This is a genomic window from Streptomyces koelreuteriae, assembly GCF_018604545.1.
In the GTDB taxonomy this organism is placed as follows: domain Bacteria; phylum Actinomycetota; class Actinomycetes; order Streptomycetales; family Streptomycetaceae; genus Streptomyces; species Streptomyces koelreuteriae.
Window position 1 is genome coordinate 5726201 of sequence record NZ_CP075896.1, and the last position, 16799, is coordinate 5742999.

At 71.4% G+C, this 16799-nt stretch carries 14 protein-coding genes; 8 read left to right on the top strand and 6 right to left on the bottom strand.

Going from position 1 to position 16799, the window contains the following annotated elements; all coding sequences use genetic code 11:
• Positions 1 to 131 precede the first annotated feature (131 nt).
• From leuA to KJK29_RS25845, 6 genes are all read left to right on the top strand, one after another.
• Positions 132 to 1853, top strand: coding sequence for a 2-isopropylmalate synthase (leuA, locus tag KJK29_RS25820; protein ID WP_215121505.1), 1722 nt, complete (start codon positions 132 to 134; stop codon positions 1851 to 1853).
• 186 nt (positions 1854 to 2039) lie between these two features.
• Positions 2040 to 2738, top strand: coding sequence for a tellurite resistance TerB family protein (locus KJK29_RS25825; protein WP_215121506.1), 699 nt, complete (start codon positions 2040 to 2042; stop codon positions 2736 to 2738).
• Between the two features lie 163 nt (positions 2739 to 2901).
• Complete coding sequence (locus KJK29_RS25830) at positions 2902 to 4995, top strand: MMPL family transporter (RefSeq protein ID WP_215121507.1); 2094 nt, start codon at positions 2902 to 2904, stop codon at positions 4993 to 4995.
• 77 nt (positions 4996 to 5072) lie between these two features.
• Complete coding sequence (locus tag KJK29_RS25835; protein WP_215121508.1) at positions 5073 to 6299, top strand: sensor histidine kinase; 1227 nt, start codon at positions 5073 to 5075, stop codon at positions 6297 to 6299.
• Positions 6296 to 6958: a response regulator transcription factor gene (locus KJK29_RS25840; protein WP_215121509.1), complete on the top strand. Its 663-nt coding sequence runs from the start codon at positions 6296 to 6298 to the stop codon at positions 6956 to 6958. The genes KJK29_RS25835 and KJK29_RS25840 overlap by 4 nt, the downstream gene beginning before the upstream one ends.
• Before the next feature lie 42 nt (positions 6959 to 7000).
• A complete protein-coding gene (locus KJK29_RS25845) occupies positions 7001 to 8185 on the top strand; it encodes a sialidase family protein (RefSeq protein ID WP_215121510.1) in 1185 nt (394 codons plus the stop codon).
• On the opposite strand, the gene KJK29_RS25850 is transcribed toward KJK29_RS25845, so the two are convergent.
• The 5 genes from KJK29_RS25850 to KJK29_RS25870 are packed head-to-tail and all read right to left on the bottom strand — an operon-like array spanning position 8182 to position 14692.
• On the bottom strand, positions 8182 to 9114 hold the full coding sequence (locus KJK29_RS25850) for a dihydrodipicolinate synthase family protein (RefSeq protein WP_215121511.1): 933 nt from the start codon (positions 9112 to 9114) through the stop codon (positions 8182 to 8184). The genes KJK29_RS25845 and KJK29_RS25850 overlap by 4 nt on opposite strands.
• Complete coding sequence (locus KJK29_RS25855) at positions 9111 to 10130, bottom strand: oligopeptide/dipeptide ABC transporter ATP-binding protein (protein WP_215121512.1); 1020 nt, start codon at positions 10128 to 10130, stop codon at positions 9111 to 9113. The genes KJK29_RS25850 and KJK29_RS25855 overlap by 4 nt, the downstream gene beginning before the upstream one ends.
• Positions 10127 to 12100, bottom strand: coding sequence for a dipeptide/oligopeptide/nickel ABC transporter permease/ATP-binding protein (locus tag KJK29_RS25860; RefSeq protein ID WP_215121513.1), 1974 nt, complete (start codon positions 12098 to 12100; stop codon positions 10127 to 10129). The genes KJK29_RS25855 and KJK29_RS25860 overlap by 4 nt, the downstream gene beginning before the upstream one ends.
• The gene (locus KJK29_RS25865) at positions 12097 to 13059 is read right to left on the bottom strand and encodes an ABC transporter permease (protein WP_215121514.1); all 963 of its coding nucleotides are present in this window, start codon (positions 13057 to 13059) and stop codon (positions 12097 to 12099) included. Before KJK29_RS25865 ends, KJK29_RS25860 begins: the two co-directional genes overlap by 4 nt.
• Before the next feature lie 4 nt (positions 13060 to 13063).
• A complete protein-coding gene (locus tag KJK29_RS25870; protein ID WP_215121515.1) occupies positions 13064 to 14692 on the bottom strand; it encodes an ABC transporter substrate-binding protein in 1629 nt (542 codons plus the stop codon).
• A 236-nt stretch (positions 14693 to 14928) separates the two neighbouring features.
• Between KJK29_RS25870 and KJK29_RS25875 the strand changes: the two genes are divergently transcribed.
• Together KJK29_RS25875 and KJK29_RS25880 are read left to right on the top strand one after the other, a co-directional pair.
• Positions 14929 to 15651, top strand: a complete 723-nt coding sequence (locus KJK29_RS25875; protein WP_215121516.1) for a FadR/GntR family transcriptional regulator — start codon at positions 14929 to 14931, stop codon at positions 15649 to 15651.
• 41 nt (positions 15652 to 15692) lie between these two features.
• Complete coding sequence (locus KJK29_RS25880; RefSeq protein WP_251057939.1) at positions 15693 to 16127, top strand: protein-tyrosine phosphatase family protein; 435 nt, start codon at positions 15693 to 15695, stop codon at positions 16125 to 16127.
• 21 nt (positions 16128 to 16148) lie between these two features.
• Here KJK29_RS25880 and KJK29_RS25885 read toward each other — a convergent pair whose 3' ends face one another.
• Positions 16149 to 16610, bottom strand: a complete 462-nt coding sequence (locus KJK29_RS25885; RefSeq protein ID WP_251057940.1) for a GNAT family N-acetyltransferase — start codon at positions 16608 to 16610, stop codon at positions 16149 to 16151.
• Positions 16611 to 16799: the final 189 nt, after the last annotated feature.

A 16799-nucleotide genomic window follows, 5' to 3' on the forward strand; every position in this document is an offset into this window, starting at 1 on the left:
ATCATGCGTTTCGGGCTGCTTCTCCTTAGCTGCCGCGGCGAGGGCCTGTAGTCGAGGCCGACCCCCTCCCCGCGGAGCTTGGTGCTGCGTCGTCGGCCGTCCTTCCGGACATCCTGAGGAGCCCCCGCATCATGGCGAACCGCCAGCAGCCCAGCACCATGCCGATCCACAAGTACGGCCGCTACGAGCAGGTCGACATCCCGGACCGCACCTGGCCGGCCAACCGGATCACCACCGCCCCCCGCTGGCTCTCCACCGACCTGCGCGACGGCAACCAGGCGCTGATCGACCCCATGTCGCCCGCCCGCAAGCGCGCCATGTTCGATCTGCTGGTCAAGATGGGCTACAAGGAGATCGAGGTCGGCTTCCCGGCCTCCGGCCAGACCGACTTCGACTTCGTGCGCTCCATCATCGAGGAGCCGGGCGCGATCCCCGACGACGTCACCATCTCCGTACTGACCCAGGCCCGCGAGGACCTGATCGAGCGCACGGTGGAGTCCCTGAAGGGCGCCAAGCGCGCCACGGTCCACCTGTACAACGCCACCGCCCCCGTCTTCCGCCGGGTCGTCTTCCGCGGCTCCAAGGACGACATCAAGCAGATCGCGATCGACGGCACGCGGCTGGTCATGGAGTACGCGGAGAAGCTGCTGGGCCCGGAGACGGAGTTCGGCTACCAGTACAGCCCCGAGATCTTCACCGACACCGAGCTGGACTTCGCGCTGGAGGTCTGCGAGGCGGTCATGGACGTCTGGCAGCCCGGCCCGGGCCGCGAGATCATCCTCAACCTGCCGGCGACCGTCGAGCGCTCCACGCCCTCCACGCACGCCGACCGCTTCGAGTGGATGGGCCGCAACCTGACCCGTCGCGAGCACGTGGTCCTCTCCATTCACCCGCACAACGACCGCGGCACCGCCGTCGCCGCCGCCGAGCTGGCCCTGATGGCCGGCGCCGACCGCGTCGAGGGCTGCCTGTTCGGGCAGGGCGAGCGCACCGGCAACGTCGACCTGGTCACCCTGGGCATGAACCTCTTCTCCCAGGGCGTCGACCCGCAGATCGACTTCTCCGACATCGACGAGATCCGTCGTACGTGGGAGTACTGCAACCAGATGGAGGTCCACCCGCGCCACCCCTACGTGGGCGACCTGGTCTACACGTCCTTCTCCGGCTCCCACCAGGACGCCATCAAGAAGGGCTTCGACGCCATGGAGGCCGACGCCGCCGCCAAGGGCGTCACCGTCGACGACATCGAGTGGGCGGTGCCCTACCTGCCGATCGACCCCAAGGACGTCGGCCGCTCCTACGAGGCGGTCATCCGGGTCAACTCGCAGTCCGGCAAGGGCGGTATCGCGTACGTCCTGAAGGACGGCCACAGCCTGGACCTGCCGCGCCGTATGCAGGTCGAGTTCTCCAAGGTCATCCAGGCCAAGACGGACGCCGAGGGCGGCGAGGTCACGCCGAAGGACATCTGGGCGGCCTTCCAGGACGAGTACCTGCCCAACCCCGAGAACCCCTGGGGCCGGATCCAGGTCAAGAACAACCAGTCGACCACCGACACCGACGGCGTGGACACGCTGAAGGTGGAGGCCACGGTCGACGGCCAGGACACCGTCCTGACCGGCTCGGGCAACGGCCCCATCTCGGCCTTCTTCGACGCGCTGCAGTCCGTCGGCATCGACGTACGCCTGCTGGACTACCAGGAGCACACGATGAGCGAGGGCGCCTCCGCGCAGGCCGCCTCCTACATCGAATGCGCGATCGACGACAAGGTCCTGTGGGGGATCGGAATCGACGCGAACACCACGCGCGCCTCCCTGAAGGCGGTCGTCTCGGCCGTCAACCGCGCGACGCGCTGACCAGTCGTAACGGGGATTGTGGGGCTCTGCCCGCCGTTGTCCGGCGGGTGGAGCCCCGTCACATACCGGCCAATCCCTGTGAGGGTCACGGAAAGGTCTCCTCCGGGGTGCTGACTCCTCCTCATGGATGTGGCTAACATCACGCAAGCGCGGCGACGCTGCCGCGCGGCGTGACGGAGGTGCGACGTGCTGCCAGGACGGGGACGAAACGGCCATGCCGCCAGGTTTTCCAGCATCCTGGGCACCCGTATCGCATGGACGGCCGCCGGTGACGGGGAGTTCTTCTGCCCCGGCTGCGGCGGCGACCGGAACTACCAGCGGCTGACCGGACAGCGCCGCTTCACCCTGCTCGGCCTGCCCGTGCTGCCGCGCGGCGAGACCGGCCCGGTCGTGGAGTGCGCCGCCTGCCGCCGCCACTTCGGCACGGACGTCCTCGACCATCCGACGACCACCCGCTTCTCCGCGATGCTCCGCGACGCCGTGCACACCGTCGCCCTCGCGGTGCTGGCGGCGGGCGGCGCCGGTTCCCGTACGGCCCTGGAGACCGCCGTGCTCGCCGTGCGCGCGGCCGGCTTCGACGACTGTACGGAGGAGCAGCTCGCCGCCCTCGTCGAGGCGCTGGAGGCGGACACCGGCCGGATCTCCGGCGAGCCCTGCGGCGCCGGGCTGGCCATAGAGCTCCACGAGGCGCTGGACCCGCTGGCCCCGCACCTCGCCACCGTCGGCCGTGAGTCGATCCTGCTCCAGGGCGCCCGCATCGCCCTGGCGGACGGGCCGTACACCCCGGCCGAGCGTGACGTCCTCGCGACGGTGGGGGCGGCGCTGACCATCTGCTCGGACGATGTGACCCGGCTGCTGGCGGCCGCCGCGCGCACGCCGTCGTAGGACGCCTCCCCGCGATACCCGCGTTACTCCCCGGGGAGTAGTCCGCGGCTCGTGCCGCCCCGGGCAGTACCCCGTAAGTCGGCCTCGCGCCCGACGAACCGGCGCCCGCGCGCCGGGAGTCTGGAGAGCGTTCCAGACACCCGACGCGGAGGGAGCCCGGCTGATGGGGGACACAAGGACAGGAACGGGGCGGCGGCGGGCCGTGGTGCCCTGGGCGGTGGTCGGGCTGTGGCTGGCCGCGCTCGTCCTGCTCGGGCCGCTCGCCGGGAAGTTCTCCGGTATCCAGCAGAACCGCGCGGTCGACTATCTGCCCGACAGCGCCGACTCCACCCAGGTGGCCCGGATCCAGGACCGGCTGCCCGGCGGGGAGTCGACCGACCTGGTGCTCGTCTACCACCGGGACGGCGGCCTGACCGACGCCGACCGGCGCACCGCCGCCGAGCAGCTCGCCGAGGTGGGCGGCGCTTACGACCTGACGGGCGGCGAGGCGCGGGGTGTTCCGTCGAAGGACGGCTCCACCCTGATGTACCCCGTCTCCAGCACCCAGCCGGGGCAGGACGAGGAGGCCCGGGACGCCTTCGTCGACGGGGTGCGCGACATCGCCGGGGGCGGCGGCGGGCTGAGCGTCGAGGTCGGCGGGCCGGGGGCGCTGAACACCGATATGAACAAGGTGTTCGGGACGCTCGACGCCACCCTGCTGTTCGCCACGCTCGGCGTCGTCACCGTGCTGCTGATCCTCATCTACCGCAGCCCCTTCCTGTGGCTGGTCCCGCTCGCCGTCGCGGGCGTCGCCGCCGCCACGGCGATGGCCGCCGGATACGGACTCCACGAACTGTTCGACGTCACCGTCACCGGCCAGAGCGGCGGGGTGATGACCGTGCTCGTCCTCGGCGCCGGCACCGACTACGCGCTGCTGATCGTCTCCCGCTACCGCGAGGAACTGCGGCGCCACGAGCGGCCGTACGACGCCATGCGCGCCGCCCTGCGCGGCTGCGGTCCGGCCGTCCTCGCCTCCTCGGGGACCGTCGCGGCCGGGCTGCTGTGCCTGCTCGCCGCCGACCTCAACAGCAGCCGCGGCATGGGGCCGGTCGGCATGGTCGGCGTCCTCGCCGCGCTGGTCGCCATGACGACCCTGCTGCCCGCGGTGCTGGTCCTGCTCGGGCGGCGCGTCTTCTGGCCGCTGATCCCCTCCTTCGGGAGCGAGCCGAAGGCCCGGCGGTCGCTGTTCGCCGCGATGGGCACGTCGGCGACGCGCCGGCCCGCCCTGGTGCTGGTCGGCGGGGGCGTGCTGCTGGGTGCCCTGGCGCTCGGCACGTTCAATCTGTCCGGCGGCATCAAGCAGGAGGACTCGTTCACCGAGCGGCCCGAGTCGATCACCGCGATGCGGACGCTGGCGCAGGAGTATCCCGAGCGCAGCAGCCGGCCCGTGACGGTCATGGCGCCCGAGGGACGGGCCGGGGCGGTGGCGGAGCGGGCCCGTGCGACCGACGGGGTCGCCGAGGTGGTTCCCGGGCGGAGTGGTTCCGGGTGGACGGAGATCGCCGTCTTCACGACCGCCGCGCCCGAGACGTCGTCGGAGACCCGGACCATCGAGGCGTTGCGGGCCGGGCTGGATCCTCAGGGCGCGTATGTCGGCGGGCCCAGCGCCCAGCAGATCGACCTGGCCGACAGCGAGTCCCGGGACCGTGGCGTGGTCGTGCCGTTGGTGCTCGCCGCCGTGTTCGTCATCCTCGTCGGCCTGTTGCGCAGCCTCGTCGCGCCGTTGCTGCTGCTGGCGGCGGTGGTCGCGGTGTGGGGTGCGGCGCTGGGCATCGGCGGGCTGGTCTTCGAGCCGGTGTTCGGGTTCGGTGGTACGGATGCCGGGCTCGGGTTGCTGTCCTTCGTGTTCCTGGTGGCGCTCGGGGTGGACTACGGCATCTTCCTGATGCACCGGATGCGGGAGGAGTCCGTACGGGGGGCCGAGCCGGAGGTGGCCGCGCTCACCGCGTTGCGGACGACGGGTGGGGTGATCGCCTCGGCGGGGGTGGTGCTCGCGGCGACGTTCGCCGTGCTGACGACGTTGCCGATGGTCGGGCTGGTGGAACTCGGGTTCGTCATCGCTGTGGGGGTGTTGGTGGATACGTTCCTGGTGCGTACGTACTTGGTGACCACGGCGAGTGTGCTGTTGCGGCGGCGGGTGTGGTGGCCGGGGAGGCTCTCGCGTGCACCGGAACTGCCCGTTGAGGCTGAGCGCGGGCGGGTGCGCAGCCCGGCGTAGCGGGGTGCCGCTGCGCCCACCCGTGCCGCCCTTAGCGGCACGATTGCCCGCAGCTCAGCAGAGCGACCCCTATAAGGATGATGCCCGTGCAGCCACCCACCATCGGCAATCGGATCATCGCGGCGATCAACCGCGACCCCCTCACCGCCCCGCACGCCCTGCGTAACGACGCCCTGCTCGCGGTCGCCGCCGCCGTGGTGGCCGTCGGGCTCGGGCTGCTCGGGGGCGGCGGCGGGCCCGATGCGCTGGGGTGGGTGCTGCTGGTCGCGTGCAACGTGCCGATCGTGTGGCGGCGGCGTCGGCCGTTGCTCGTGCTGCTCGTCGTCGTGGCCTGTGTCGCCCCGTACCACGCCCTCGACAACCCCCACTCCGCACCGACCCCGGCCACGTACATCGCGCTGTACACCGTCGCCGTCACCGGCCGCCCGCTGCGTGCCGTCCTGGTCGGGGCGGGCGTCCTCGCCCTCTCGACCAGCACGATGCTCACCATCAACGCCCACGAGGCCCTGAGGATGCTGCAGATCTCGGGCTGGGTCGTCGCCGTGCTGTTCTGCGGAGTCGACGTGCGGTTCTACCGCCAGTACGTCGCCTCCATCGTGGAGCGGGCCGAACGGGCCGAACGGACCAGGGAGGAGGAGGCGAGGCGGCGGGTCGCCGAGGAGCGGCTGCGGATCGCCCGGGACCTGCACGATCTGCTCGCCCACAGCATCACCCTCATCGGTGTGCAGACCTCCGTCGCCGCCCATGTGCTGGCGGCCGACCCCGAGCGGCTCGACCGGGAGACGGTCGCCAAGGCCCTCGACGACATCGCCGAGACCTGCCGCAGCGCCCGCGGCGAACTCCGTACGACGCTGGAGGTGCTGCGCGAGCACGGCCCGCCGGAGGCCCGCGGCCCGCTGCCCGGCCTCGACGGCCTGCCCGACCTGGCGCGGGCCGCGCGGCTGGCCGGTGCCCGGGTCGAGCAGACCGTACGGATACGGCACGCACCGCCCGCCGTCGGCGCCGCCGCCTACCGCATCGTGCAGGAGGCCCTGACGAACGCGGTCCGGCACGCGGGGCCCGATGTCTCGGTCCGTGTGGAGCTGGACGAACGGCAGGGCGCCCTGCATCTGTCGGTCAGCGACGACGGCACCGGACCCGACCCGGGCGGCACCCCGGGCTTCGGGCTCGTCGGAATGCGGGAGCGGGCCCGCAGCGTGGGTGGCACACTCGACGCCGGACCGCGCCCCGGGGGCGGCTTCGAGGTGGCCGCGGTCCTGCCGCTGACCACGACGCGGAACACGACGGGGGAGAGGACCGGATGACCATCCGAGTGCTGCTCGCGGACGACCAGACCCTGGTGCGGGAGGCGTTCGCGATGCTCGTGGAGTCGGCCCGTGACATGGAGGTCGTCGGTCAGGCCGCCACCGGCCGGCAGGCCGTGGAACTGGCCCGCAGCGGGCGCGCCGACCTCGTGCTGATGGACATCCGCATGCCCGACCTGGACGGCATCGAGGCGACCCGGCTGATCGCGGCCGACGACGACCTGGCGGGCGTCCGCGTCCTGATCCTCACCACCTACGACACCGACGAGTACATCGTGGACGCCCTGCGCGCCGGTGCCTCCGGGTTCCTGGTCAAGGACACCAGGCCGGCCGAACTCCTCGACGCCATCCGCACGGTCGCGGCCGGGGACTCCCTGCTGTCGCCCGGGCCCACGGCACGGCTGATCGAGCGGTTCCTGCGCAGCCCTTCGGCACCGGCGACCGGCGGGCCGGAGTGTCTGTCCGAGCGCGAGCGGGAGGTGCTCGGCCTGGTCGGGCGCGGCCTCAACAACACCGAGATCGCCGAGGTGTTGGGGCTGAGCCCGCTGACCGCGAAGACCCACGTCAGCCGCATCATGGGCAAGCTGGCGGCGCGGGACCGGGCGCAGCTCGTCATCGTGGCGTACGAGTCGGGGATCGTGACACCGGGGAACATCTGACGGACAGGCACCATCCGGCGCCCCCCTTTTTTCAGGAGCAGGATGAGACTCCTCTGCCGCACCCTCCTCGTGACCACGGTCCTCTTCCCGGCCCTCACCGCGACGCCCTTCGCTTCGGCCGCCCCCGGCTGCGTCTCCTCCGTCCCGTACGTCTCGGGCGAGGGCGGCTACGACACGTACCGCATCCCCGCCGCCGTCACCACGGGCAAGGGCACCGTCCTCGCCTTCGCCGAGGGCCGACGCGGCGGCGCGGGGGACACCGGCGCCATCGACGTCGTCCTCAGGCGCTCGACGGACGGCGGCTGCACCTGGGGTCCGCTCACCGTCGTCGCCGCCGGGAAGGGCGACACCCGGGGCAACCCGGCCCCCGTCGTCGACCCGCGCACCGGCACGGTCGTGCTCCTCACCTCCTACAACAGCGGCAAGGTGACGGAGGCCCAGATCATGCGGGGCGAGGTCACGCCCGAGCAGAGTCGCCGGGTGTTCGTGCAGCACAGCCGGGACGACGGCCGGCACTTCACCGCACCCCGCGAGATCACCGCCCAGGTCAAGCGCCCGAACTGGCGCTGGTACGCGACCGGCCCCGGCCATGCGATCGCCCTCACCCGGGGTCCGCATACGGGCCGGCTGGTCGTCCCCGCCAACCACTCGGCGGCCCCGCCCGCCGGCTCCCCGGACACCGGCCAGGAGCCCCGCTATTACGGCGCCCACGCGCTGCTCAGCGACGACGGCGGCAGGACCTGGCGCCCGGGATTCGTCGACGACTCCTACGACGGGGTGAACAACGCCAACGAGTCGATCGCCGCCCAGCTCCCCGACGGCAGGGTCTACTTCAACGCCCGCGACCAGCACGGCACCAGCCCCGGCAACCGCCTCGACAGCCACTCGCGGGACGGCGGCCGGTCCCTAGAGCGGCCCTACGCAGTGCAGCCCACCCTGAACGAGGTCCCGGTCGTCCAGGGCAGCGTTCTGCAAGTCGCCGGGCGGCACGGACCGCTGTTGTTCGCCGGGCCCTCCGTCCCCACCGCCCGCCGGGCGATGGCCCTCTGGCGCAGCGCCGACGGAGGGGCCACGTTCACCAAGGCCCTGACGCTCTCCCAGCAGCCCGCCGCCTACTCCGATCTGGTGCCGCTCGGCCGGAAGGCGGTGGGGATCCTCTACGAGACGGGAGTCCAGGGGACCTACGAGACGATCGAGTTCCGCCGCCTCCCCGTCGGTGACCTCTAGAGCAGCCCGGCCGCCGCCAGGTACTTCCCGACCCGTTCCACCTCGTCCGGCGACAGCGGCACCTGCGGCTCCGCCGTCGCCGGGCAGTCGATCACGCCCCGCAGGTGCAGCGCGGCCTTGAAGGCGCCGATCGCCGAGGAAGCGGGGCCCATCCGGGCCGGGTCGCCGACCGTCACCATGCCGAACAGGGCGCACAGGCGCTCCTGTTCGGCACGGGCCTCGTCCCGGTCCCCGGCACGGCACAGACCGTCCAGGCGGACGTAGCCGTGCGGGTCGACGTTGCCGAGGCCGGGCACCGTGCCGTCCGCGCCGAGCGCGAGCGCCGCGTCGACGATCAGCTCGGAGCCGGTCAGCACGCTGAAGCCGGTGATGCCCTGGCGGTCCCGGGCGCCGGTGAGGACCTGCCGGAAGGCGGCCAGATCGCCGCTGGAGTCCTTGAGTCCGGCGAGGACACCGTCGGCGGCCAGTTCCAGGACCACGTCGGCGGGCAGCTTCGTGTGGACGGCGACGGGAAGGTCGTAGGCGATGACCGGGATCGGGCTGCCGGCCGCGACCGCGCGGTAGTGGCGGGCGATCTCGGCCGGGTGGGTGCGGGCGTAGAACGGGGCGGTGACGACGACCGCGTCCGCTCCGGCCGCCGTCACCGACGCGACATGGTCCAGGACCCGGGCCGTCGTCATGTCGATCGCCCCGGCCAGCACCGGGAGCTGCCCGCTCACATGCGCCGCGACCGACTCGACGACCAGCCTGCGCTGCCGGTCCGGCAGATACGCCGCCTCGGACGTCGAGCCGAGCACGAACAGTCCGCTCACCCCGCCGGCGACCAGATGGTCGACCAGCCTGAGCAGCGAGGGCACATCCACCTCGCGGTCCGGTGTCAGAGGCGTGCACACGGGCGGGATGACACCGGTCAGCGGGGTGAGGGTCATGGAGCCTCCATCGGGTCGCGTCGGTGGACGAGGTCGCGGGTCGATTCGTCCTCCCGGACAGGATGGTGGCAGCGGAAGCGGTGGGCGGGTGCAGACGCGGCCGAGAAGTCCGGCATCGCCGCCGCGCACGTCCCGTCGGCCTTCCAGCAGCGGGTGCGGAACGGGCAGCCGCTCGGCGGACGGGTCGCCGACGGCACCGGACCGACCAGCGGGATCGGGTCGATCGGGTCGAGCAGTCCGGGCGTGGCGGAGAACAGCGCGCGGGTGTACGGGTGCCGAGCCCGGTCGGTGACCAGGGCGGCCGGGGACTCCTCCACGATCCGGCCCAGGTACATGGTGATCACCCGGTCGCTCATCCGCCGTACCGTCTGGATGTCGTGCGAGACGAACACCAGGGCGAGGCCCAGGCGTTCCTTCAGATCCAGCAGGAGGTTGAGGATCTGCGCCCGGACCGACACGTCCAGGGCGCTCGTCGGCTCGTCCGCCACGACCAGGTCCGGGTCCAGCGCCAGCGCCCGGGCGATCGCGACGCGCTGCCGCTGCCCGCCCGACAACTGACCCGGCAGGGCGTCGGCGAGGGCCCGGGGGAGACCGACCAGGGACATCAACTCCCGGACCCTCTCGTCGCGCTGGCTCCTCGTGCCCCGGTCGTGCACGTCCAGCGGGTCCCGCAGGATCTGCCGGACGGGCAGGCGGCGGTTCAGGGCCGTCGACGGGTCCTGGAAGATCATGCCGGTACCGCCGCCGACGGCCCGGCGGCGTTCGGCGGGCGGCATCGCCCACAGGTCCCGGCCCCGGAACGACACCGTCCCCCGCGTCGGCCGCTCCACCCCGACCAGCACCTTCGCCAGCGTCGACTTTCCGCAGCCCGACTCGCCGACCACACCGACGGTCTCGCCGGGCGCGATGGCCAGGTCGGCGCCGGTCAGGGCGTACACCCGGTCGCGGGTGAACAGGCCGCCGCTGCGGGCCTTGTGGACGACGTGAGCATCCGCCAACTCCACGAGTGCGCTCATGACACCGCCTCGGTCTCGGTGGCCGACAGCTCTATGGCCGGGTGATGGCAGGCCGCCGTGTGCGCCTCGGGACCGGCCAGGACCGGAGCCGTCGTAAGGCAGATCCCGCTCGCGCGCGGGCAGCGGTCCGTGAACCGGCAGCCCGCCGGGAAATCCGCCGGAGACGGCACGACGCCCCTGATCTGTGTCATCCGCTCCTGCGCCGACTCCAGCGACAGCACACTGCCGAGCAGGCCGCGCGTGTAGTGATGGGCCGGTGCCTCCACCAGGTCGGCGGTCACGCCGGTCTCCACGATCTGCCCGCCGTACATCACCACCACCCGGTCGGTGACGTCCGCGATCAGCGCCAGGTCGTGCGAGACGAGGATGAGCGCGAAGCCCAGTTCCTCGCGCAGCCGCAGCAGCAGCTCTATGACCTGGGCCTGCACGGTGACGTCGAGGGCGGTCGTCGGCTCGTCGGCGACGATCAGCTTCGGGTCGCGGGACAGGGCCATGGCGATCAGGACGCGCTGGCGCTGGCCGCCGGACAGTTCGTGCGGGTAGCTGCGCAGGGTGCGCTCGGGGTCGAGGCCGACCATCGTCAGCAACTCGGCCGGACTGCGCCGCCCGCCGCGCCGGACCACCTGCTTGAGCTGCGCCCGGATCGTCATCGCCGGGTTCAGCGACGACAGCGCGTCCTGGTAGATCATCGCCATCTCGTGGCCCAGGAGCTTGCGGCGTACGCGCATCGGCTCGGCGATCAGATCCCGCTGCTGGAAGCGGACCTGTCCGCTGACGCGCGCCCCTTTTGGCTGGAGGCCCATGACGGCCAGCGCGGTCAGCGACTTGCCGCAGCCCGACTCGCCGACCAGGCCCAGCACCTCACCGGGACGCACCTCGAAGCTGATGCCGTCCACGATGTCCACGCCGCCGTGCCGCTGGTCGAAGCCGATGGCGAGGTTCTCCACCGCGAGCACGGGCTGGCCGTCCCGGGGCAGCCGGCGGGCCCGGGCCCGCAGCCGCCGGGCCGCCTCCGCCAGGCCGGGCAGCTGTACGACCTCCCCGGTGCCGGGCTCCGGCGCCTCCAGCCGGTCGTCCTCGGGCGCCTCCACCTCCCGCGCCGACGGGGCCGCCCACGCGTCGGACACGCCCTCGGACAGGATGTTCAGCGACAGCACCGTGACCAGCATCAGCAGCCCGGGGAACACGGTCGCCCACCAGCCGCCGGTCAGCACCATGTTCTTGCCGTCCGCGATGACACTGCCCCAGGACGGGTCGGGCGGCCGGACACCCGCCCCGATGAAGGACAGCGACGCCTCGAAGACGACCGCCTCGGCGACCTGGACCGTGCAGAACACCAGCACCGGCGCGGCGCAGTTGATCGCGACGTGCTTCAGCACGATGTGCGGGGTCCGGGCGCCGATCACCCGTTCCGCCGTCACGTAGTCCTCGCCGTACTGGTCGAGGACGTTCGCCCGGACGACCCGTGCCACCGGCGGCGTGAACAGGAACGCGATCGCGCAGATCAGCACCGTGATGCCACCGCCGAACACCGCCACCAGCACGGCGGCCAGCGCGATGCCGGGGAACGCCATCACCACGTCCAGACAGCGCATCAGCGTCTCGTCGACCGCCTTGCGTGAAGTGGCCGCGATCGCCCCGAGCAGCGCGCCGACCACCAGCGCCAGACCGGTGGCGCCGAGCCCGATCGCGAGTGACCAGCGGGCCCCGTACATCAACCGGCTGAGGATGTCCCGGCCGAGGCTGTCCTGGCCCATCCAGTGCGCGGCGGACGGATGCCCGGTGCCGTCGACCGGCGGCTGCTGGTCGAGCGGGTCGTGCGGGGCGAGGAGCGGCGCGAGCAGCGCCATCAGGACGACGACCGCCAGGAAGCAGACGGCGATCTTCGACAGCAGCGGCAGCCTGCGCAGGCCGCGCAGCCGTACGCCGGGCCGGGACAGCGCCGTAGTGAGACTCTTGCGGGTCATCATGTGGTCGCATCCCTCAGTCGCGGGTTGACCAGCAGGTAGAGGACGTCGATGACGAGGTTCACGACGACGAACCCGGCCGCCGTGGTCAGGACGACACCCTGGACCACGGCCGGATCGCCGTTCTTCACGGCGTCGATCATCAGCTTGCCCATGCCCGGCAGCGAGAAGATCGTCTCGATGACGACCGCGCCGCCGAGGAGATAGCCGACGCGCAGCCCGAGCACGGTGAGCGGATTGATCAGGGCGTTCCGCAGCACGTTCCGCCCGACCACGACCCGGGGCGGCAGCCCGCTCCCGATCGCCGTCCGTACGTAGTCCTTGTCCAGTTCCTCCACCACCGCCGTCCGCACGATCCGGGTCAGCTGCGCCGCCACCGGCAGGGACAGGGCGAGGGCGGGGAGCGTCATGGTCTTCAGCCAGCCGGTGAAGGAGTCGGCCGGGTTGATGTAGCCGCCGGTGGGGAACCAGCCCAGGTCGACGGCCAGGTATTGGATCATCAGCAGCGCCAGCCAGAAGCCGGGCGCGGCGACGCCGGTCAGCGACACGACCCGGATGATCTGGTCGGGCAGCCGGTCCCGGTAGATCGCCGCGGTCACCCCGCCCACCAGGGAAAGCACGACCGCGATGCCCAGGCCCAGGAAGGTCAGCTGGAGGGTGAGCGGCAGCGCGGTGGTGACCTGGTCGATCACCGGCGCCCGGGTCAACGCGCTGGTGCCCATGTCGCCGTGCAGCACGTCGGCGACGAAGTCCACGTAGCGCACGGGCAGCGGGTCGAGCAGGCCGTGTTCCTCGCGGAAGTCGTGCAGCTGCTGGGGTGTCGGGTTGGCGCCCTGGAAGAACGCGGACGCCGGGTCGACGTCCGAGAACCGCATCACCAGGAACACGAACAGCACGATGCCGAGCATCAGCGGCACGAGCAGGGCGATGCGGCGGAGCAGGATCCGCAGAACAGCGGTCATACCGCTAGGCCCACTTGGCCTGGAGGAGGTTGATACCGGGGTACGGCTGTGGCCTTATCCCGCTGAGCCGCTCGGGGTTCCAGGCCGTCATCAGCTCGTTGTGGACGACCGGGTAGAGCACGGCCTGTTCGGCGACGACGTCGATGTAGTCCTGGACCATCGCCGTCTTCTTCGCGGCGTCGGGCTCCCGGGTGGCCCGGTCCATGTCCCTGAAGAGCGCCTTGGCGACGGAGTTGCCCGCCCAGCGCGTGTACTGCATCCACAGGTTCTCGGGCCCGTAGTTGTAATGCATGATCAGATCGGCGTCGAGACCGAACTGGTTGGGGTTGGAGGCGGCGGCGACCACTTGGTAGTCCTGCTTCTGGTCCATCTTGGTGAAGACGGCCGTGGTCTCCTGCGGTGACAGGGTCGTGCGGACACCGATCGCGTCCCAGGAGGACTTGACGGTCGGCAGGCAGTCCACGATCCAGCTCACGTTCACCGCGAGGATCTCGATGCTCAGCCCCTTGACCCCGGCCGCCTTGAGCAGCGCCTTCGCCTTGTCCGGGTCGTAGTCGTAGACCGTCTTGGCCCGGCGGTAGGACGGGTTGCTCTCGTCGAGGAAGGAGCTCGACGGCTTCCCGCGTCCCTTGAGCGCGACCTCCACCATCTTCTCGGTGTCGATGGCGTAGTGCAGGGCCTGGCGCACGCGTACGTCGTCGAAGGGCTTGTGCTTCGTGTTGAACATCAGGAACAGGTTGTTCATCCCGGCCCCGCCGGCGACCGTCAGACCGCCGCTCTCCAACTGCCCGATGTTGGCGTACGGGATGTTGTCCGCGATCTGCGCCCCCGCGCTCGACCCCGAGATCTTCGCGACGCGGGGCGCGGCGTCCACGATCGTCAGCCAGTTCATCTTCCGGAAGGCGGGCTTGCGGGGCCCGTTGTAGTCGGCGAACGCCTCGAAGGTCGTGTTCGACTTGGGGTGGTGAGCGGTCTGCCGATACGGCCCCGAGCCGATCGCCTTGCCCTTGATGGCCTCGTCCCAGCCGCCCGGCTGGGAGAACACGTGCTTCGGCATGATCTTGGCGAGCGTCAGCCGGGAGAGCCCGTCCGGGAACGGGAACTTCAGCACCAGCTCCACGTTCCGCGCGTCGATCTTCCGGACCTCTTTCAGCCAGCTCGCGAAGAAGCCCTTGGCGAGGGTCTGGGTGTTCGGGTCGAGGATCCGCTCGAAGACGAACACCACGTCGTCGGCGGTCACGGGCTTGCCGTCGTGGAACGTCGCACCGGCCCGCAGCGCGAACTTCCAGGACGTGCCGTCCGGGTCCTTCGGCACCTCGGTCGCCAGGGCCGCGTACGGCTCGCGGGAGATCGGATCGGTGTCCAGCAGACCCTCGTAGATGTGGTTGTTGGCGGCCATGCAGAACGCGGACGCCGTCTGGGTCGGGTCCCAGCTGCCGTCGTTGCCGTAGCCGATCACCGCGGTGAGCGTCCGGTCCGCGCCGTCGCCCCCGCCCGTCTCGTTGGTGGACTCCGGCCCCGACGAACAGGCCGACAACGACGCGGAGACGGCGGCGGCCGCGCCCAGCGCGCCGGTGTACTTCAGGAACGTCCGGCGGTGCGGCGCCGGTACGTCGTGGGTCACGTCGCGCACGGGTCCTCCAGAGATCTGGCAAGGCGTGAAGGGGGGAGATACGACGTCCTACGTCCTGGCGGTCAGCGTGACCATAGGAGGGGGCGTGGGGGCGGTCAAGGGGTCGCACACGAATGGCGTATCTGCCAGAGGTCGTACCAATGGCGTTTGGTTTCAGGTGACTTGACGGCCTATCAGGGGAGGTCGGGCGCCGGGTACCGCCAGAGGTGGGACGTGGGACGTCCGGGGCGCGTACGATGCGGCGCATGTCCGAGGAGCCCAGGACCAGCCGGATACAGCGCGAAGTCGTCCAGCTCATCCTCGACCGCAGACTCACCGCCGGCGCCCCGCTGCCCACCGAGGCCGAGCTGATGGAGGCCCTCGGTGTCAGCCGCAACTCCGTCCGCGAGGCCCTCAAGGCCCTCCAGGCCCTCGACATCGTCGAGATCAGACACGGCTACGGCACCTATGTCGGCAGGGCGTCCCTCACCCCGCTCGTCGACGGCCTGACCTTCCGGGCCCTGGCCCGGCACGACGACGACACCGGCGCCCTCGCCGAGATCCTCCAGGTCCGGGAGGTGCTGGAGGAGGGCCTGATCCGCCGGGTCGCCGCGACGCTCACCGAGGCGGAACTGGACAAGCTGGAGGGCGTGGTGACCCGTATGGAGTCCGCCGGCGCCACGGCCCGCATGGGCAGCACGTTCCCCGACCTCGACCGCGAGTTCCACGAGGCCCTGTACGCCTCCCTCGGCAACGCCCTCGTCCCCCAGCTCCTCGCCGCCTTCTGGACGGTCTTCCGACGGGTCTCCGGCGCCCGCGGCTGGACCGACGACCCCACCCCCGAGCTCACGGTCCGCCGCCACCGCGACATCGTCACGGCCCTGCGCGCCCGCGACGTGGAGGGCGCGCAGCGGGCGATGGCGGTCCACTTCCGGGGGATCGAGGCGCGGGCGGCGGAGGAGTCGCGGGGGGTGGGCTGATTTCGCTCCCGGGCGAGCGGGCGCGCAGCATGATGAGGGGCGTGACCGATCTGTGGAGTGAGAGTGACACCGGCGTCCTGAGACTGCCGTCCGGCCGGTTGGTGCGCGGGCGAGGCCTCCGCAACCCCTTGGACCCCAGCGCGCCCCTGCCCTCCCACGGCATCTACCTGCTCGGCAAGCAGCCGCCCGAGGTCCCCTGGGAGTCGGCCTGGATCCGCTGGCCCGACTTCCGCCTCCCGTCGGACCGGGCCGCCGCCCGCGTGGTGCTGGCCGACGCCTGGGAGCGGGCCGCCGGGGAGCGCGTGGAGATCGCGTGCGGCGGAGGCCGCGGCCGTACGGGCACGGCGCTGGCCTGCCTCGCCGTACTGGACGGGGTGCCGGGGGAGGAGGCGGTGGCGTATGTGCGGCGGCACTATGACCGGCATGCGGTGGAGACGCCGTGGCAGCGGCGGTATGTGAGGAGGTTCGGGCAGTGACGGCGGGTCGGGTCGGACCGGTCACAGAGTCAAGCTCAGGAGAAGGCGGTCTTCGCCAGGACCGAAATAGTCCCTGACGTGACCCGTCGCCCCTCTCCTCTCCGTGAACCCCAGGGACCGGTAGAGCCTGATCGCGGAGGCGTTGGCGGGTTCGACGGTCAGCAGAACCTCCCGGACCCTCAGGCTCCGCAGGTGGCACAGCGTTTCCCGCATCAGCTCGCGCCCCAGCCCCGTCCCACGCTGACGCGGGCCGACAGCCAGGGCGAGGACCCATCCCCTGCCTTCGCTCGCCAGGGCCAGGGCCAGGGCATACGCACAGATCCCTTCGCTGTCGTCCACGACGACGAGAGTGAATCCTGCGTCGAACAACTGGCGTAGGACGAAGAAGGGATAGGCGGCGTCCCCGAATACTTCCCTGTCCAGTCGCGCGATGTGCGGAAGATCCTCTTCAGCGGCGGTACGCAAGAGCACTCTGGATTCCATGTCTCCAACCGGCTGTCACGGGTCCGACACTTTAGCGCGTACGGACCGCGTCATCGCTACCTTGAAGCATGGGAATAGGCGTCGGCTCCGGTCCCAACCTCTATCCAGCGCTCGCCATGCTTCCCTGGTGTGATCGTGTCTCCCTGTTCGACGTAATGCTCTGCGGCCAGGTGCCCCCTTCGCTGCGGC